The sequence below is a fragment of the Helicobacter pylori genome (assembly GCF_003637665.1).
Classification (GTDB): domain Bacteria; phylum Campylobacterota; class Campylobacteria; order Campylobacterales; family Helicobacteraceae; genus Helicobacter; species Helicobacter pylori_CK.
The window spans coordinates 68832-86260 of the sequence record NZ_MVWR01000007.1 but is presented as its reverse complement, the minus strand read 5'-3'; the positions used below and the strand labels follow the sequence as shown (position 1 = coordinate 86260).

18 protein-coding genes and 2 pseudogenes are annotated in these 17429 nt (G+C 38.8%); 4 read left to right on the top strand and 16 right to left on the bottom strand.

The window, feature by feature from the left end; all coding sequences use genetic code 11:
• Positions 1-422, top strand: a pseudogene (locus EAL49_RS05755) (glycosyltransferase family 10 domain-containing protein); the annotation flags it as partial.
• 8 nt (positions 423-430) lie between these two features.
• Here EAL49_RS05755 and EAL49_RS05750 read toward each other — a convergent pair.
• The 12 genes and pseudogenes from EAL49_RS05750 to EAL49_RS05695 form a co-directional block, all read right to left on the bottom strand.
• Entirely contained in the window at positions 431-1021 is a 591-nt protein-coding gene (locus tag EAL49_RS05750) for a uracil-DNA glycosylase family protein (protein ID WP_120829462.1), read from the bottom strand.
• A gap of 44 nt (positions 1022-1065) precedes the next feature.
• On the bottom strand, positions 1066-2472 hold the full coding sequence (aspA, locus tag EAL49_RS05745; protein WP_033769100.1) for an aspartate ammonia-lyase: 1407 nt from the start codon (positions 2470-2472) through the stop codon (positions 1066-1068).
• A gap of 57 nt (positions 2473-2529) precedes the next feature.
• Complete coding sequence (gene murA / locus EAL49_RS05740) at positions 2530-3798, bottom strand: UDP-N-acetylglucosamine 1-carboxyvinyltransferase (RefSeq protein ID WP_120829461.1); 1269 nt, start codon at positions 3796-3798, stop codon at positions 2530-2532.
• Between the two features lie 2 nt (positions 3799-3800).
• Positions 3801-4208 (bottom strand): hypothetical protein, encoded by a 408-nt coding sequence (locus EAL49_RS05735; protein ID WP_108510618.1) that lies wholly within the window; start codon positions 4206-4208, stop codon positions 3801-3803.
• An 11-nt stretch (positions 4209-4219) separates the two neighbouring features.
• Entirely contained in the window at positions 4220-5041 is an 822-nt protein-coding gene (gene galU, locus EAL49_RS05730; protein WP_000591492.1) for a UTP--glucose-1-phosphate uridylyltransferase GalU, read from the bottom strand.
• Positions 5038-6717: a lytic transglycosylase domain-containing protein gene (locus EAL49_RS05725; RefSeq protein ID WP_120829460.1), complete on the bottom strand. Its 1680-nt coding sequence runs from the start codon at positions 6715-6717 to the stop codon at positions 5038-5040. The genes galU and EAL49_RS05725 overlap by 4 nt, the downstream gene beginning before the upstream one ends.
• Before the next feature lie 8 nt (positions 6718-6725).
• On the bottom strand, positions 6726-7019 hold the full coding sequence (locus EAL49_RS05720; RefSeq protein WP_120829459.1) for a YggT family protein: 294 nt from the start codon (positions 7017-7019) through the stop codon (positions 6726-6728).
• The gene (gene gltX / locus EAL49_RS05715) at positions 7016-8335 is read right to left on the bottom strand and encodes a glutamate--tRNA ligase (RefSeq protein ID WP_120829458.1); all 1320 of its coding nucleotides are present in this window, start codon (positions 8333-8335) and stop codon (positions 7016-7018) included. The genes EAL49_RS05720 and gltX overlap by 4 nt, the downstream gene beginning before the upstream one ends.
• A 165-nt stretch (positions 8336-8500) precedes the next feature.
• Positions 8501-9153: pseudogene (gene frxA, locus EAL49_RS05710) on the bottom strand (NAD(P)H-dependent flavin oxidoreductase FrxA).
• Between the two features lies 1 nt (position 9154).
• The gene (locus EAL49_RS05705) at positions 9155-10012 is read right to left on the bottom strand and encodes an NAD(P)-dependent oxidoreductase (RefSeq protein ID WP_120829457.1); all 858 of its coding nucleotides are present in this window, start codon (positions 10010-10012) and stop codon (positions 9155-9157) included.
• Positions 10013-10026: 14 nt separating this feature from the next.
• On the bottom strand, positions 10027-10530 hold the full coding sequence (locus EAL49_RS05700; protein WP_120829456.1) for an SRPBCC family protein: 504 nt from the start codon (positions 10528-10530) through the stop codon (positions 10027-10029).
• 13 nt (positions 10531-10543) lie between these two features.
• Positions 10544-11752, bottom strand: coding sequence for a CCA tRNA nucleotidyltransferase (locus EAL49_RS05695; protein WP_120829455.1), 1209 nt, complete (start codon positions 11750-11752; stop codon positions 10544-10546).
• 61 nt (positions 11753-11813) lie between these two features.
• On the opposite strand from EAL49_RS05695, the gene queC reads away from it, so the two are divergent.
• Positions 11814-12500: a 7-cyano-7-deazaguanine synthase QueC gene (gene queC / locus EAL49_RS05690; RefSeq protein ID WP_120829454.1), complete on the top strand. Its 687-nt coding sequence runs from the start codon at positions 11814-11816 to the stop codon at positions 12498-12500.
• Positions 12501-12567: 67 nt separating this feature from the next.
• On the opposite strand, the gene oipA is transcribed toward queC, so the two are convergent.
• Positions 12568-13491 carry an outer inflammatory protein OipA gene (gene oipA / locus EAL49_RS05685; RefSeq protein ID WP_120829453.1) on the bottom strand — a complete coding sequence of 308 codons (924 nt, stop codon included), beginning with the start codon at positions 13489-13491 and terminating at the stop codon, positions 12568-12570.
• A 190-nt stretch (positions 13492-13681) separates the two neighbouring features.
• Here oipA and EAL49_RS05680 point away from each other — a divergent pair, with 190 nt between their 5' ends.
• Together EAL49_RS05680 and EAL49_RS05675 are read left to right on the top strand one after the other, a co-directional pair.
• Positions 13682-14134, top strand: coding sequence for a hypothetical protein (locus EAL49_RS05680; protein WP_000554114.1), 453 nt, complete (start codon positions 13682-13684; stop codon positions 14132-14134).
• 128 nt (positions 14135-14262) lie between these two features.
• The gene (locus EAL49_RS05675; protein ID WP_120829452.1) at positions 14263-14676 is read left to right on the top strand and encodes a hypothetical protein; all 414 of its coding nucleotides are present in this window, start codon (positions 14263-14265) and stop codon (positions 14674-14676) included.
• A 4-nt stretch (positions 14677-14680) separates the two neighbouring features.
• Here the strand turns inward: EAL49_RS05675 and hydE are convergent, their stop codons facing one another.
• From hydE to cybH, 3 genes are read right to left on the bottom strand one after another with little or no spacing between them, the layout of a single operon-like run.
• Positions 14681-16219 carry a hydrogenase biosynthesis protein HydE gene (hydE, locus tag EAL49_RS05670; protein WP_120829451.1) on the bottom strand — a complete coding sequence of 513 codons (1539 nt, stop codon included), beginning with the start codon at positions 16217-16219 and terminating at the stop codon, positions 14681-14683.
• A 1-nt stretch (position 16220) separates the two neighbouring features.
• Positions 16221-16757, bottom strand: coding sequence for a hydrogenase biosynthesis protein HydD (gene hydD, locus EAL49_RS05665; RefSeq protein ID WP_000078615.1), 537 nt, complete (start codon positions 16755-16757; stop codon positions 16221-16223).
• Positions 16754-17428, bottom strand: a complete 675-nt coding sequence (cybH, locus tag EAL49_RS05660) for a Ni/Fe-hydrogenase, b-type cytochrome subunit (RefSeq protein ID WP_033741013.1) — start codon at positions 17426-17428, stop codon at positions 16754-16756. Before cybH ends, hydD begins: the two co-directional genes overlap by 4 nt.
• Position 17429: the final 1 nt, after the last annotated feature.

The window sequence follows — 17429 nt, the reverse complement described above, 5'->3', positions numbered from 1 at the left end:
ATGATTTGAGGGTTAATTATGATGATTTGAGGGTTAATTATGATGATTTGAGGGTTAATTATGATGATTTGAGGGTTAATTATGATGATTTGAGGGTTAATTATGATGATTTGAGGGTTAATTATGATGATTTGAGGGTTAATTATGATGATTTGAGGGTTAATTATGATGATTTGAGGGTTAATTATGATGATTTGAGGGTTAATTATGATGATTTGAGGGTTAATTATGATGATTTGAGGGTTAATTATGATGATTTGAGGGTTAATTATGATGATTTGAGGGTTAATTATGAGCGCCTTTTACAAAACGCCTCGCCTTTATTAGAACTCTCTCAAAACACTACTTTTAAAATCTATCGCAAAGCTTATCAAAAATCCTTGCCTTTGTTGCGCGTAATAAGGAGGTGGGTTAAAAAATAAGGCGTCTTTTAAGACTGATTAAGAAACTGAAGCGCTATTTTAAAATGCGCTAACGCTTCTTTTTTGAGCGTGGGGTTTTTGAGCATGTCCTCTAAAGCATGGGTGCTTAAAAAATGTTTGGTTTTTAAAGACACGATGCGCCCAAAGGATTCTTCTTTAGAAAGGTTTAAAAGGTGTTTGGGCAAAATCTCACCAAATACCACAATGACTTTTGAAGCGCTATTGTCTAATTGCCAGGTTAAATGAGGCAGGCATGCGTTGATTTCTACTTCTAAATTAAGGCTGTTAGAGTCGCATTTAAGGAGCGATAAGATACTGCAATCTTTTAAGGGGTAGTTAAAAACCTTTTGGATAATGCTCTCTAACATGGCTGCTTTTAAATTGTTTAAGAAATGTAATTGGCTATCCAGCATGGGGGTGAGCGTGATGAAAGCGAGCTTGGAAGTGGGGTTAAAAAGCCCGATCACCGGTTTTGAATTTTGATGGCGTTTGCACAAATTACAATTTTCTATACCCTCATGAACTTGTTTGTTAAGGGGCTTATTTTGGGGCTTTATAAGGCTAATATCCGTATAAGTTTCGCCCAAAAGACGCTCCATATAAAGGGAGCGTAAAATTTGAAGGCGTGAAAGTTGCAAAGCGTTCAGTCTTTATGCTTTTTGAAAGCGTGAGGGCTTAGCATGTTTTCTGGCTTGAAAATATCGTCCAGTTGCTCTTTGGTTAAGATCTTCTTTTCTAAAGCGATGTCATAGATAGAACGATCGCTTTTTAAGGCTTCTTTGGCGATCATAGCGGATTTTTCATAGCCAATATGAGGGTTTAGTGCAGTAACAATGCCAATGCTATTGAAGACATAATCGTGGCAAATCTTTTCATTAGCCGTGATGCCTTCCACGCATTTAGTCGTTAAAGTTTCAATCGCGCGCCCTAAAATCACAAAGGAATGAAATAGCTTGTAAGCGATCACCGGCTCAAACACATTGAGTTGCAATTGCCCTCCTTCTGCGGCTAACGCCACGCTCAAATCGTTCCCAATCACCGCAAAGCACACTTGATTGACCACTTCAGGGATCACCGGATTGACTTTACCCGGCATAATAGAGCTACCCGGCTGCATTTTAGGCAAATTGATTTCATTCAACCCGGCTCTAGGGCCTGAGCTGAGCAGCCTCAAATCGTTACAAACCTTAGAAAGTTTCACCGCAATACGCTTTAAAACCCCACTCACTTGCACATACGCCCCCGTGCTTTGGGTGGCTTCTATCAAATTATTAGCCATGACAAAAGGGCGGCCCGTTACTTCTTGGATTTTCTTTTCAATCAAATTGCGATAATCAGGGTGCGAATTGATCCCTGTGCCAATAGCGGTGCCGCCCAAATTAAGCTCTCTTACCCAATTCCTAGCGTCTAAAACCTGCTCAATATCCCTATCAATCATCAAGGCATAAGTTTCAAATTCTTGCCCTAAAGTCATAGGCACGGCGTCTTGAAGCTGGGTGCGCCCCATTTTAATCACATGAGCAAATTCCTTAGATTTTTGAGCGAAAGCGTCTCTTAAGGCTTTTAAGGGATTGACTAAATTACTCAAGCGCTCATAAATCGCAATTTTTAACGCGCTAGGGTAGGCGTCATTGGTGGATTGGGAGCGGTTGACATGATCGTTTGGGTGGCAAAATTGATACTCGCTCTTTTTATGCCCCATGTATTCTAAAGCCAAATTAGCAATGACTTCGTTCATGTTCATGTTCGTGCTTGTGCCAGCCCCCCCTTGAATCATATCCACAACGAATTGATCGTGATATTTACCATCAATCAACAAATCGCACGCATGGCAAATCGCAATTTTAAGCTTTTCATCAATCAAGCCTAGTTGCGCGTTAGCGAGAGCAGCCGCTTTTTTGACTTGAGCGAAAGATTTGATAAAAACAGGATAACTGCAAAGCTTGTCGTTGGTGATAAAAAAGTTTTCACTCGCTCTTAAAGTCTGAATCCCATAATAAACTTCATCGCTAATTTCCATTTGCCCAATGAAATCATGCTCAATACGCATAAAAGCTCCTTGTGTAATAATTGAAAAATATTCTAGCTATTGTAACCAAATCTTGGGTTATTTTTCTTTTAAACGCAACACTTTTGCCCCTAAAGCGTTGATTTTATCCTCTAATCTCTCATAACCCCTATCTAAGTGGTAAATCCTATGCACCCTACTCACGCCCTTAGCCACTAAAGCGGCTAAAATGAGAGCAGAAGAAGCCCTTAAATCGGTCGCCATCACATCGCTCCCAGTAAGCTCTGTGGATCCGTGAATGGTAGCAACATTGGTTTTTAGGCTAATGTTAGCCCCTAATCGTTGCAATTCGCTTGCATGCATGAAGCGGTTTTCAAAAAGCGTTTCTTCAATCACGCTCGTCCCCAAACACTGCGTGGCTAACGCCATGAATTGCGCTTGCATATCCGTGGGAAAGCCTGGGTATTCTTTCGTGGTGATTTCAAAGGCTTGGCGTTTTTTAGCCGGATAAATTTCTATGGAATTTTTTTGAATGTCTAATGAAAAACCAATTTCTATAAGCTTATCCGTGATCGCTTGAAGGTGGTTAGGGATAATGTTATTAATTTTAAGCTGGCTGTTAGTGATAGCCCCCACGCACAAATAAGTGCCGGCTTCAATCCTATCCGGTATGATTTGAATGTCTTTTAAATGCAAAGCATCGCTTTCTACCCCTCTAATCTTTAACTCGCTGCTCCCAACGCCTTCAATCTCTACGCCCCCGCTTTGCAAAAAGGTACACAATTGAGCGATTTCTGGCTCTTTAGCCGCATTAATGATGCGCGTGATCCCTTTAGCTAAACTTGCTGCCATGAGGGCGTTTTCTGTGCCTGTAACGCTGATTTTATCAAATAAAATATCATTCCCTTTCAAGCCTTTAGGGGCTTTTGCATGGATATAGCCTTGCTCAATTTTGATTTCAGCCCCTAATTGTTGCATCGCTTTTAAGTGCAAATCCACAGGCCTTGCTCCTATAGCGCACCCACCGGGCAAACTCACCAAGCATTCTTTAAAACGCGCTAATAAAGGGCCTAAAACCAAAATGGAAGCGCGCATTTTACGCACCAAATCGTAAGTGGCTTCGGTGTGGTGCAGGGATTTAGCGCTGATTTGGAGCGTGTGTGGGTTAAGCCATTCTAATTCTGCACCTAAATTTTGCAACAATAACGCCATCGCCTTTATATCCACCACTTGGGGCAAGGATTTGATTTTGACTTCTTGGCGGCTTAAAAGCGCGGCGGCTAAAATGGGGAGCGCGGAATTTTTCGCCCCTGAAATTTCTACCCCCCCTTTTAAAGGGACTTGTCCTACAATCTCTAAAAAATCCAATTCTATCCTTTTTCTTTTTTATTCTTAAGGGCTAAGCCGGTAGCGTTAGCAATTTTTTGTTGGTAATTAGGGTTAGCGTTTTCTAATTCTTGCCCAAAATTAATAGCGTCTTCTAATTCAAAAAATTCTGAAGCGACTAATTTTTGGATCGTTTCTAGCCACAGAGTTTCTTTGTCTTTGGGGCAAATTTTAAAACGCTCATTGAAGTCGTTTTTCAGTTTTTCTAAAGCTGGTGCACTTTTAAGGTTTTTGATTTGTTCGTTTAAATTTTCTAAAGAGAGGCTTTTATTAGGAATATTTTGCTTTAAGGGGGGGCGAGTAAGCCTCCAAACAAGCCCCACCAATAACACAGGCAGCAAGCATACAAAGAGGATCAAATACATGTAAGCGTAATAAGTCAAATTGCCCATGTTGATAAGATTTATAAGCGTTTTTTATAATAAGCGTTACTCGCTTCAATATAGCCTTCCACGCTCCCGCAATCGTATCGTTTGCCTTTGAATTGGTAAGCGATGATCCGTTTTCTTTTGGCTTGAGTGCGTAAGGCGTCTGTGATTTGGATTTCATTGTTTTTACCCGGTTTCGTCTCGCTTAAAATTTCAAAAATATCCGGGGTTAAAATGTAGCGCCCTATCACGGCTAGATTGCTTGGGGCGTCTTCTTGGCTTGGTTTTTCCACCATGTCTTTAATCTCATACACCCCCTCTTCTAACCATTCGCCCCTGATCACGCCGTATTTTGAAACTTCTTCTAGCGCCACTTCTTCAATGGCTACAATAGAGCATTGGTATTTTTGATACAATGAAATCATTTGCTTTAACACGCTTGGATAATCATGGCTTATGCATAAATCGTCGGCTAAAATCACTGCAAAAGGCTCATTGCCTATGAGGGCTTCTCCGGTTAAAATCGCATGCCCTAAGCCTTTCATTTGCTTTTGGCGCACATAGGAAAAACAGCATTTCTCTATAATGTTACGAATGCTTTTTAGGGCGTTTTCTTTGTTAGTGCCTTGGATTTGATGCTCTATTTCATAGCTCGTGTCAAAATAATCTTCTAAACTGCGCTTGTTTCTTCCTGTAACGATCGCCATCACTTCACAGCCTGCTTCCATCGCTTCTTCCACAGCGTATTGGATTAAAGGCTTATCCACAATGGGCAGCATTTCTTTAGGAATGGTTTTAGTGATCGGCAAAAAGCGCGTGCCATAGCCAGCGGCAGGAAAAAGGCATTTTTTAATCATGGTTTGTCCTTTGTAAGAGTTTGTTCTAAAAATCCATCAATAGGGATGAAATTCCCAAAAATTTCTTGATAAATCAAGTAATTGAGCATGACCCTAAAGCCATACATGCGAGTCTCGCTATAAGGCATAAGCTCCATGCTAAGCCATGGCTCAAAATGATTTTTTTCTTTAAATCGTTTGGAGCTTTCTAGCCACCTCCTTAAAAACCCAGGCCCAGCGTTATAAGCGTAGGCGACAAAAAGGGGGTGGTTGAATTCTTTTTTCAAATGATTCAAGTAATAATTGCCAAATTTGAGAGCGATATTGGGGTTAAACATGTCGTTTAGATCAACATTATCCATGCCAAGGCGTTTAGCGAAAGGCCTTACATTAAAGGGCATGATTTGCATAAGCCCCAAAGCGAACGAGCGCGAAATGACTGCCGGGAGCAAGAAACTTTCTTGCCTAGCGATCGCATACGCCATAGCCTTTTCATCAACATTTTGCCATTCAATAATACCTTCATAAGGGGATAAATAATAATAAATCTTATCTTTATTGCGTTGGCTTAAAAGATAGGTCAATTCAGGGGCGCTTTTTTCATAATACAGGCTTTTTAGCATCGCATTAAACGCGCCCTCATCTTTCAAACTCAAGGTTTTTTCCTTAAAAATTTGCCACGAAAAAGGGTCATAAGTGTTAAAAGGAGGGTCTTCTTGGCTTAAATTTTGGATGTGAGAAATGATGCGGTAATTGGGCGTGGTTTTTAATTTTCGGCTCGCATAAAGGCTATAGAGGTTTAAGGCAGGGCTTTGTGAAAGGCGCTCTAAAGTTTTTTTCTTTTTAGAGACTAAATACTGCCAAAAGATCGCTCTGTCTTTTGAAAAATCATCGTCTTTGACCACCGCTTCTGAGCGTTCAAAATACTTGAGCGCTTTAGAGGGTTTTTTGCGCAAGATTTCATTAATCCCTAGGATAAAAAAGGTTTGCGCGTTGCTGTGGGTAGCGTTACTTTTAGTGAGAGCGTCTTTAAAATGATCCAATTTAGGATCTAAAATAACTTGATAGATCAAGCGGTTAAACGCCGGGTAATCTTCATCTAAAAGGCGGTTTAACTCTTTAATAGGGATATGCTTTTCAAAAATTTGGAGCTTTTTTTCATAACTCAAATGATTGAAAAGCGCGCTAAACACTTGCGCATTAGCCTTAAACAAAGAAGCGCCCACATGCTTACTTTGCAAAATTTCTAATTCTTCATAAAGAACGGGGTAAGCCTCTTTGATTTTTTCTTGTAAGGGTTTAAGGGTTTGAAGGGGGATTTTATCAAAATCTCTGATTTTTGATTTTAAAGCGATAGCGATACAGCTATTTTGGAAAGTGTCTGTTGTTTCTAACATGCTTTCTAGGGTAATTTGTTTGCAATAAATATCTTCAGGCAATTTAACATCAGGGCTTTTTTCTGCATTGTCTGAGCCTTTTTCTTGCATGGCCTTTTGTAGGGCGTTATTTTTATTATGAGTCAATTCATAGGCTTTTTTAGCGTTTTCTAAACTCGTTTTTTTATCGCTAATATAACGCCATAAGTAATAATCCCTAACGATCCCGGCGGGCTTTTTTTCTAAAACTTTTAAACTCAACTCGGTTTGAGAAAAACTAACACCAAGCGCACCCATAAAAAATAAAATAAAAAAACGCATGATTTTCTTTAAAGGCTTTTGGCGAGCATAAAAAGCCATTGGATGAGGGTTAAATCTAAAAATTTCAAAACGATGACCACCACTAAAGGAGCGAAATCCAACCCGTTAAACACCAACTTGAATTTAGAGCGTAAAAAATAAAACACCGGCTCACACAAGCGAGCGAGGATTTGCATGATGGGGTTATTTGGGTTAGGCTGCACAAAACTTATAAGCGAATAAATGATCACCACCCACATATAAATCGTAATGAGCGAGCTTAAAATCACCGCTATCGCATTAATAAGGGTAGAAAATATCATGCTTTGAGCCTTAAAACTTCTTGATAATGGCTTTGGATATAGGGGAAAATCAAAGGCAATTCAACGCCATGCGAGTTCCCGGTTAAAAGGATGCGCAAAGGTTTGAAAAAATCCTTACCCTTAAGCTGGCTTAATCGCATGGCTTCTTTTTTAAAACTTTCAAAATCCTTATACGCTTGAAAATCCATGCCTTTTAGGGCGTTAAAAAGCGCTAAACAACGCTCTTTAAAATCTTCATTCTCATAAGTTTTAGTAATATCTTTTGGCTCTAAAAACAACGAAATTTTTTCTTTCAATTCTAAAAGCGTGCCGCATTCTTCTATAAACAATCTTAAAAGCCCTAAGAGGTTTTTATCTTTGATTGAAGTGAGTTCTAATAATTTTTCATCGTCTAAAAGCTTTAAATGCTCGTGGTTTAAGTGTTTTAAATATTTTAAATTAAAATGAGCCGGGGAACTGGAAAGGTTTTCTAAATCAAACCACTCTATCGCTTCATCAAGGCTAAAAACTTCCTTAGGCACTTTATTGCCGATAGTGATGAGGTAATTCGCAATCGCAACCGGTAAAAACCCTTGATTCAAAAGCCATTTCACGCTGGACGCTTCGTCTCTTTTACTCATCTTTTTACCGCTTGTTTCATCTAAAATAATAGGCAAATGCGCATAAACAATCGGATCGTTTGAGCCTAAAGCTTGCTGGATTAAGATTTGTTTGGGGGTGTTGCTCACGTGATCTTCGCCTCTAATGATCAGACTGATTTTATAAAGCAAATCATCGCATGCGCAAGCGAAATTATAAGTAGGGCTTTTATCCTGTCTCAAAAGCACAAAAGAATCCAATTCATCAGATTCAAATTCCACTTCTTTTTTAATCACATCATTGAAAGACACCGCATGATTGGGGGCTTTTAAACGCACCACAGGGGCATGGTGCTTGTCTTTTTCTAAAGCCGCCCACTCGTCTAAATACCTGAAAGGGCGTTTTTCATTTTTGGCTTTTTCTTTTTCTCTTTCTAAAAACTCCGCGCTCGCATAGCAATAAAACGCTTTATTTTCTTTCAGTAATTTTTCTGCCATTTCTTGGTGGTAATTCAAGTTGTGGCTTTGATACACAAGTTTGTCCCAGCTTATCCCCATAAGCTTTAAAATTTCTAAAATCTCTTGATCTTTGCCTTCAATGTTGCGCTCTTTGTCCGTGTCTTCAATGCGGATGAGAAAGGGTTTGTGTTGCTGTTTGGCCACAATGTAGTTGAAAATGGCTGCCCTTAAATTCCCTATGTGCATATCCCCTGTAGGCGAAGGCGCAAAACGAAGCATAAAAACCCTTTATTTAAAAATAGTTTTTGATTATACCTAAAGAATACTTAATTGTGTTGTGGTGGTTCTGTTTTTATCAAACATGAATAGGCGTCATTTAAGAGATTAGTGCTTGGCTAACGCCAAGCTCTTTATGGTTGGTTATCAAAAAGCTAAAAGCGTTTTTTATTCAATCACTTCATAAATAACTTCTGTCTTCCAGCGGGTTTTAGGGGTGATTTCTTGGTTGCGATAACCAAAACTAGCCATTACCGATACCCCAAATTCCGCCGTGTTCAGATAGCCTTTTTCCTCTAAATAAGCTTCCACTTTTTCTTGATCATACCCTTCAATCGGGCAAGAATCAATCCCTAACATGGCCGCTGCCATCATCATGTTCGCCATTTGGATATAAGTCTGCTTGCTAGCCCAATCAAACAAAGATCGTTCGCTATTGAGTTTCATATCGTTCTCTTGGAAATTTTTGATGATTTGAGCGAACCTGGAATTAGTGTCATAATCCCTTTTTTTAACCTCATGCATCACTTTCTTAACGTAATCGCTGTCATAAGTAACGCCCTTTCGCGCAAGATAAATGACAAAATGGCTCGCTCCCTCTAAACTAGAAAGCGCCCCCCAGGCCATCGGTTTTAAATCTTCTTTCATGCGTTCATTCTTTAATAAAAGCATTTTCCATGGTTCAAGCCCGATTGAAGAAGGGGCTAACCTCCCCACTTCAACCAAAGCTTCCCAATCCCTTTGAGAAATACGACGATTAGGATCGTATTTTTTGCAGCAAATCGTTGGTGCTGTAAAGCGACCACTTGTTCTCTGTCCATTTTAATGTTCTCCTTTTTCTAAATAATGATAAACGGCTGCCATATCCATTTCGCCTAAACCGGATTTTTCCGCTTGAGAATAAAGCTCTTCTGCTTTAGATAAGAATGGCAATTGAATCGCCTCTCCTGCTTCATTGTTAGCTAAACGAATGTCTTTGAGCATGAGTTTCAAACTGAAAGCGGCCGGATAGCTATCTTGTAGCCACATGCCTTTTTTAGCTTGAAAGAGAGGCGAATTCATGCCAGATTGACCAATAATTTGCAAAAATGACTCTGCATCAACCCCTAAATGTTTGGCTAATAGCAAAGCTTCTGAATAAGCAACCCCCATTTGAGCCAAAAGGCTATTAATGGATAGTTTAGCTCCTGTCCCTTGACCAATCTTACCCAAATAAAAGGTTTGACTCCCTAAATGCGCCAAAACAGGTTTGAGTTTAGAGATAACTTCTTCATCACCTGCCGCTAAAATCAATAAAGCCCCAGCTTTAGCCGCACCAACCGATCCCGAAACAGGCGCTTCAAGGTAAGTTACTTGATGTTTTTGAGCGGTTTTTTCTAAAGCCAAGCTTTCCAAAGGGGCGATAGTGCTCATATTCACCACGATTTTTTCAGACATCTGTTCCCAAAATTTTGGCACTAAAACAGCATCAATCGCCGTTTTATCCGAAAGCATAATAAAAACCAGATCAACTTTAGCGGCCAAATCTATAGGGTTAGTATAAACCGCTACGCCCTTTTCTTTTAAGGGGGCTGCTTTGCTCTCTGTTCGGTTATAAACCGATACTTTTAAACCCGCATCGCGCAAACGAGCCGCCATAGGAGTCCCCATAGCCCCAAGTCCAATCCATCCGATTTTCATTTAACCCTCACTTATTAGCGTGAATACGCCACTAAACCATCTAACCAAGCTTGATGGCCGTTTAGCATCGCATTAGGCACAGATTTCGCTAAAGCTTTAGCAGGGACTCCTAACTGAGTTTCTTGGGTTAAAATACGCACACGATCATTATCTAATTTTTCAACAATCCATGCGTGATAGGCTTCAAGATACTCATCGCCTTTAGCTTCATTCCAACCTCTCCAAGCCAAACGCAGTATGGTGTCTTTCAATTCAAACTCTTCCACCTGCGCTTCAATGAGAAAGCCAAAAGTTTCAAAGCGGAAACGAGTCTTGTCTTTAAGAATGGTATTGTCTTGATTATGCATGTGGATATTCCCTGAATTTTTGTAATACTTTTCCCAACAAGACGCGTCTCTTAAATGTTGCACCACTTTTTTAAAATCCAAACCTTTGACAATGGCTCCATTAGACACAAAATTATCAGTCTCTCCTGGAACCCATTTCTTAGGCCATTGAATCGCATTCATCGTTATCATGTTTTCTCTGTTTTTAATTTTTTCTGCCTACTGGCGAAAAGTTTATAACATCATTAGGTAAATAATTATCTTTAACCCATTCAATCAGCCACTCTAAAGCATTATTTTTAGGATTTTCAATGACTAATTTTAAGCATGCGTTTAAAATTTCGCCGATTTTTTGGTGTTGGTAACCCAAGCTTTGGAGCGCGCCGCCCTTAAGGGCTAGGTGTTCTTTTTTAAAAGGCTCATTAGCGTTAAATATTTCTTTTAACAAGCTTTTAATTTTTAAAGCGTGTTTGGGGTTTTTGAGCGCATAAAAATCTAAAGCCAAATTAAAAGGCTCTAAATCGTAGTTTTTCAATAAAAATTTTAACTCTGTTTTGTTATGAATGTTTAAAAAAGCTTTATGGCATTCTTTAGCTTGAGCAAATAAAACACATGTTTTTTTAGGGTATCGTAGATTTTCTAAACTTTTTTGATGTTTAAAAAACCCTAACAATCTTAATTCCAGATTGAAAGGCGCGTTTTTTAAAAACCCTAAATTTTCTATTTTCTCTTGAGTAACCAACTCTAAAATTTCTTGATATTCTTTAGCCACTTCATAGGCGTTTTTCCCCATAAGAAGCTTATTTAATTCGCTTTGTAAGCGCTCTTTGGAGAGGTGTTTTAACAAATCCTTACACGCAAAAACCGCTCTTTTGGTGCTTGTTGCTATCTTAAAGCCTAAAGTCGCGCTAAATCGCAACGCTCTTAAAATCCTTAAAGCGTCTTCAAAAAACCTTAATCGCGCTTCCCCCACGCATTCAATTATTTGATTTCTAATCGCATTCTGCCCTTTAAAAGGATCAATCAGCCCTTTTGTAGGGCTATAAGCGATCGCATTCATGCTAAAATCGCGCCGCTTTAAATCGTCTGTTAAATGAGCGCTAAAGACCAATTCTTTAGGCTTTCGGTGCTTGATATGCCCTTTTTCAATCCTAAAAGTTGTGATTTCATAGCTTTGATGGTTTTTAAGAGCCGTGATCGTGCCATGTTTGATGCCGGTTTCTAACACCCTAAAATGGCGCTTTAAAAGAAGCTCTTTACTTTCACTGGCTAAAGCGTTTGAGGTTAAATCGTAATCTTTAGGAGTAATTCCCATTAAACCATCGCGCACGCACCCCCCTACCAAGTAAAGCTCATAGGGGGATTTTTCATAAATGTCAAACAATTCTTGTAATTCTTTTTCTAACTCAAACACGCTTTTTACTCTTAAAATTTCTTTGTGTTATTATATCTTTTTAAATTTTTAAGGAATTTTGATGGAACAAGAAATTTGCGTGATCAGTTTTAGCGGCGGGCAAGACAGCACCACTTTAGCCGTATGGGCGAAAAAGCGTTTTAAAAAAGTCTGTTTAGTGGGGTTTGATTACGCGCAAAAACACTCTGTGGAATTAGAATGCGCTCAAAAAATCGCTTCTCTTTTGCAACTCCCTTATGAAATCATCCCATTAGATTTTTTAGAAAATATCACCCACTCCGCACTTTTTAAAAACTCTAACGATTTAATGGGGCATTCGCATGCGCAAAATAAAGATTTACCCAATTCTTTTGTGCCTAATCGTAACGCTATTTTTATCACCCTTTTGCATTCTTACGCGCAAAAAATAGGGGCCAGTAACATCGCTTTAGGGGTTTCGCAAGCGGATTTTAGCGGCTATCCGGATTGTAAAGAAGATTTTATTAAAAGCATTGAGCATGCCCTAAATTTAGGATCAAACACGGCGATTAAAATCCTAACGCCTTTAATGTTTTTGAATAAAGCGCAAGAATTTCAAATGGCTAAAGATTTGGGCGTCTTGGATTTAGTCATCAAAGAAACGCACACCTGCTATCAAGGAGAGCGAAAGATTTTGCACGCTTATGGTTATGGCTGCGATAAATGCCCGGCATGCCAGTTGAGAAAAAAAGGCTTTGAAGAGTTTCAAACTAAGATTTTGTTTCAATAAAGTGTTGGTAAAAATACTCAAAAAGCATGTTTAAGACAAACAATCAAAGAGCATTAAAAAGCGTGTTTTAATGTTTGTTTTTAAAGTTGTATGTATAGTTAAGATAAACGCTCACCACTCTTTTATAATCCAATTTATCCCCATAATTATCGCTATAGTAATTGACTTTAAAGGCTGGCACTTTAACCCCTAATTCCACGCTAGAACCCCCAAGATATATTTCATCGCCATAGCGATCCATATCGTATTCATCATTATTCCAACGAACGCCAAATTTTCCTTGCAACTGAAAAATCGTGCGGCTCTTGACTTGATTGAAAGGGGTGAGATTGTTACTTGCAAACCAAGTGCTACCCCCTAGTTCCATGCCAACCACAAGCCCTGAAGATTTTCTAAATGTGTGCATCGATGCTTTTTTTAATGTATTAGAGTCTAGCGTTCTGCCGGTCATATCTTTGTAAAATATAGAGAGCCCTTTTACCCTTCGTTGAACATATTCTTGGGACGCTCGCTTATCGTTAGTCCAATTAATGAGCAAATCCGTATTGAAACCATAAGGTAAAAAAGCGATTAAACCGCTGCCAGGAACAGAACCAACGCCACCAAGTTGGTAACCGAAAAAAAGAGAGTGCCTAAACCCTATAATCCTTTTTTTACCTAAAAAATATTTATACCCCAAGCTGAGTTCATTAAAAAGACCGCCCGATCCACCATTTCCTGCGAATCGGTTAGCGATCTTTGTTGAATCTTTCACTTCATTTAAGGCGTTTTGTGCATCTCTTATGGCTTTTGTGTTTTGTTCGGGGAATAATGAATTTTTTGCGTTATTGATCGCTTCATTTAAGGCGTTTTCTGCTGAAGCTTTTTTGCCGATACTACCTTGTCCTTTAATATAGCTTCCTTCTAGAAAATTTAAACCTAAATAAAACCCGTTCCTTTCAGCGTGGAGCCAAAACGAGAGAGAGAGAGTTAGTAAGAGAACTTTTTTCATGGTTTTTCTTTATTTTTCTTTGGTTTAAGATTTGATATTATGGTTAGGTATTTTATCATAAAAATAAGATTTTAGTGATTGGGTTTTAATGAAAAACAAAATTAAAATGAAATAGCCACAAAACCACCGCTTAATCAACATTAAATCAAAAACATGTTAATCTTTAGTTATTTTTAAATTAGGAAATTCCATGCATCAAAACAATAAAACTTTTTTACCCAGCCAATCCGCTCACCTCTCTAAAATCATTCTTTTTTTAAACACCGGCTTTTTAGCCTATCTGTTAAGCGCTTGTGGGGCGAATGTGCCTATAGAAGAAGTGCTAGTTAAAGATCCCAAAGAGACCAAAGCCCAAGAAGTCGCTAGAGAAGAAAAAGCCATCCAGCAAGAAAACGCCACTATTGATGCACGCACCACGCCTTTAATCAATCGTTTCACTAATTATAACGCTTATGGCTCTTTAAACGGCTTTTACAATTCAGTGGATAACCTCAATTCGCCCATGCAAAACGGGATGTATGGAGGCTATTACATGCCTTATTATTACATGCCCTATGGTTTCATGCCTTATGGGTCAGGTCTTATGCCTTATGGGCCTTATGGGTATGGAGCGCCTGGATACTTCCCTTATGTTTTTTATTGATTGAGTGGCTTTAGAAAGCGTGGTGGTGTTGGTATTTTTACTCAAACGCCCTTATATTTTCTAATGGTTATTTCTAACATGCTAGGGTGGTGTGATAGAAAAAGACTATATTAAGAGGAGATATTCTTATGCGTATAGTTAGAAATTTATTTCTTGTATCGCTTGTGGCTTATAGTAGTGCGTTCGCAGCGGATTTAGAAACCGAAACTAAAAGCGACAAAAAGAGCGGTAAAAAGTTTTACAAACTCCATAAAAACCATGGATTAAAAACCGAGGCTAAAAACGACAAAAAGCTTTATGATTTCACTAAAAATAGCGCTTTAGAAGGCGTAGATTTAGAAAAAAGCCCTAACCTTAAAAGCCATAAAAAAAGCGACAAAAAACTTTACAAACAACTCGCTAAAAACAATATCGCCGAAGGGGTGAGCGTGCCGATTGTTAATTTCAATAAGGCTTTATCTTTTGGGCCTTATTTTGAAAGGACTAAAAGCAAAAAAACCCAATACATGGACGGCGGGTTGATGATGCACATCCGCTTTTAAGCCCTTATTCATAATCCAAAAACGCATGCGTTTTAAGGGCAAGGGTTTTAGGGAAATATTGCACAAACAAATCCAAAAACACTTTTTCGCCAAAGAAATCCCCAGCGATCGTTACTTCTTGGACGCTAAAATTTTGCGCGTTATCCCAAATGAAATTCCCTAAAAACTCCGCTAAAGAATCCAAAATCCCCAAACTCAAAATTTCATTTTCCACGCCTGCGAGCCTGAAACTCATCGCACTGTGCATGATCTTTGAAAAGTTTAAAGCCATTTTCAAAGAATCATCTTTAAGGATTTTATAATCAATCCTAGGGCCTTTAGGGCGTAAGCATTCTTTAGCCAAAGAAATAACGCTCTGCGTGCAAAAATCCTCGCTATAACCCAAAACAAACCCTAAAATGCAAAAAAAATCCAATAAATTAGCGCCCCCTAGATTGTATTTAGAAAGCTCTAAAAGGCGCGCATAAAAATCAGGGAATTTAGTAGCGTAGTTTTGTAGCATTCTAGAGGCTTTTTCGTCTTGTTTGAGGAGGTTAAATATTTGATTGAAATCAAAACTAACGCTTAAAAGCGTTTTTAAAGAACCATTAGCATGCAATAACAACCTTGTAGGGTGCTTGAAACTAAAATATAGAACGATAGAATTGGGGGTTGTGCTTAAAAACTCTAATTCATCTTTAAAGGGAAGGGTAGAAAGATTGTTTTCTAGCACGAATTTTTTGGTGGGCGTGATCAAGCGTTTAGGGGTTTTAAAAAGCGCTTCATAATGCAAAAGCACTTCTTGTGGATCATTTGCATGGATAAAAACAAATTCTATCCCCTCATCTTGTAAAATATGGCACAATAAATTCAATATGGGGTCATAGGGTAGTTGGGCTATGATTTCATCGTTTTTAAAAGTGTCCTTAAATACGCTTTTTAAAGAGGCTTTGATAGAGGGTTTTTCCAAACTGGCTAAATATTTAGCGTCCTCTAAAGGCAATTTAGTGCAGCTCAAAACGCTAGAGAGATCGCTAAAAATAACGCTTGGAGAGGGATTTTTTAAAGAAAGGGATAATGCTCCTCTAGAAGTGAAAATAGGAATAAAATCCTGTGTTTTGAGCGCCTCTTTTAATTGGGTTAAGCAATCTATAAGCTCTTTAGGGCTATGGATTGTATCCCCCTTAAAAGCGGTGTTTTTGACAAAACCTAACGCATTGGCATACAAAGATGCGTTTTTGTCTAAAAAATCTTGATGCTCTTTAGCATTCATAAAAAGAGGCTTTGAAAGGCTTGTTGTTTGGAAAAGATTTTCATCTAAAGGCTCTGTGATTTCTTTTAAAGACAAAAAGCTAAAATCTAAAGAAAAGGGTAAGATCTCGCTTAATTTTTGCGCAAATTCTAAAGTGATCTCAGCGCTCGCTTGGAGGTAGAAAGAAGTCGTATTATCCTTATAAACGCTATAAAAACGCGCTTGCAAATGGAGTGCCATTTGCTCTAAAAGGGGTGTAAAATTCAGGCTTGTTTTTTCATTAACGCATTTAAAAAGAAAAACAAACGCCAATTCAAAAACCCTTATAAGAGAGTTCAGCGATACACTCTAAAGCGATATGATCGGTGCGTTGCATTTTAACTCCCCATGCGTTGAGTTGGGTTTCTATGGCTTTTAAGGCTGTTTCTAAAGCGTTTAACATTTCGCTTGAGAGCTTGAAAGTGGTCTCGCTCCCTATCACAAAAGGCACAAGCCCTACGATAAAAGTTTTAGGCAAATCCCCTAAAAACTCCGTGAGCCTTAAAGTGTGTAGCATTTCCACTTCATGCGCGCTCCCAGCCCATGTGATTTCTTTAGGGGCGTCCTTAAAATCAAAGGCATAAACTGATCCTATTTCAACGCCTTTAGCGCTCACGCAATCCAAAATCAAAACCTTTTCATACGAAGTGATTAAAGGAATGAGTTGCTGAGCCATAGTCCCCCCATCCACAATATCCACGCTAGGAAAAAAAGAAAAATTCTTTTTAAGGTAGTGGGCTAGATGCACCCCAATCCCTTCATCGCCAAAAAGGATATTGCCAATGCCAAGAATCAGGATTTTTTGACTCATTCTTTGGTATAACCATAGCCATTAATCATAGAATCCGCCCCTGAACTATCATACCTGATAGAATGGAAAAACACCATATAAACATGCACAGGGACAAACAAAATAAACCCCCAAGTCGCTAAGTGGTGGATAAAACGCACATTCGCTAACCCCCCACAAAGCGCTTCAAACCACTTAAAAGCACTTGCTAAAAACGCCCCAAGCCCCGCATGATAGACATTATAATACAGCACTATCCCGCTCAAACTCATCAATACGATCAAAACAACCAAAGTGAAATAAGCCACAAGCTGGACAGGGTTATACAATCCTTTAGTGTGGGGTTTGCCGCTGATAAGAAAATACGCTTTCATCTGATCTATCCAGGCTTTTGGGCTTAAAAGTTGGCCAAAACTCCTGCGTTCCATTAAGCTTTCTTTAGTGAAAAAAAGATAGGTTCTAAAGATTAATGCGCTAATGAGTAAAAACCCAAACATGACATGAAAAGAGCGCACATAAGCTTGTAAAAGATACACCCCTTTATAAAAGCTGGAATTAGGCTGCAAAAAAGGGTAAGCGATGTAAAAACCTGTAGCGATTAAAGTAAAAATACTCAAAGCCCTAACCCAATGGAAAAAGCGCACAAAACCTGAATATTCTTTGTGTAAAACGACCTTATTCATTTTATCCATG

Coding starts and splice junctions, on each gene's coding strand:
- EAL49_RS05750 (WP_120829462.1), bottom strand. CDS start 1,021: ATGGAGCGTCTTTTGGGCGAAACTTATACGGATATTAGCCTTATAAAG.
- aspA (WP_033769100.1), bottom strand. CDS start 2,472: ATGCGTATTGAGCATGATTTCATTGGGCAAATGGAAATTAGCGATGAA.
- EAL49_RS05735 (WP_108510618.1), bottom strand. CDS start 4,208: ATGGGCAATTTGACTTATTACGCTTACATGTATTTGATCCTCTTTGTA.
- galU (WP_000591492.1), bottom strand. CDS start 5,041: ATGATTAAAAAATGCCTTTTTCCTGCCGCTGGCTATGGCACGCGCTTT.
- EAL49_RS05725 (WP_120829460.1), bottom strand. CDS start 6,717: ATGCGTTTTTTTATTTTATTTTTTATGGGTGCGCTTGGTGTTAGTTTT.
- EAL49_RS05720 (WP_120829459.1), bottom strand. CDS start 7,019: ATGATATTTTCTACCCTTATTAATGCGATAGCGGTGATTTTAAGCTCG.
- gltX (WP_120829458.1), bottom strand. CDS start 8,335: ATGCTTCGTTTTGCGCCTTCGCCTACAGGGGATATGCACATAGGGAAT.
- EAL49_RS05705 (WP_120829457.1), bottom strand. CDS start 10,012: ATGAAAATCGGATGGATTGGACTTGGGGCTATGGGGACTCCTATGGCG.
- EAL49_RS05700 (WP_120829456.1), bottom strand. CDS start 10,530: ATGATAACGATGAATGCGATTCAATGGCCTAAGAAATGGGTTCCAGGA.
- queC (WP_120829454.1), top strand. CDS start 11,814: ATGGAACAAGAAATTTGCGTGATCAGTTTTAGCGGCGGGCAAGACAGC.
- oipA (WP_120829453.1), bottom strand. CDS start 13,491: ATGAAAAAAGTTCTCTTACTAACTCTCTCTCTCTCGTTTTGGCTCCAC.
- EAL49_RS05680 (WP_000554114.1), top strand. CDS start 13,682: ATGCATCAAAACAATAAAACTTTTTTACCCAGCCAATCCGCTCACCTC.
- EAL49_RS05675 (WP_120829452.1), top strand. CDS start 14,263: ATGCGTATAGTTAGAAATTTATTTCTTGTATCGCTTGTGGCTTATAGT.
- hydD (WP_000078615.1), bottom strand. CDS start 16,757: ATGAGTCAAAAAATCCTGATTCTTGGCATTGGCAATATCCTTTTTGGC.
- cybH (WP_033741013.1), bottom strand. CDS start 17,428: ATGGATAAAATGAATAAGGTCGTTTTACACAAAGAATATTCAGGTTTT.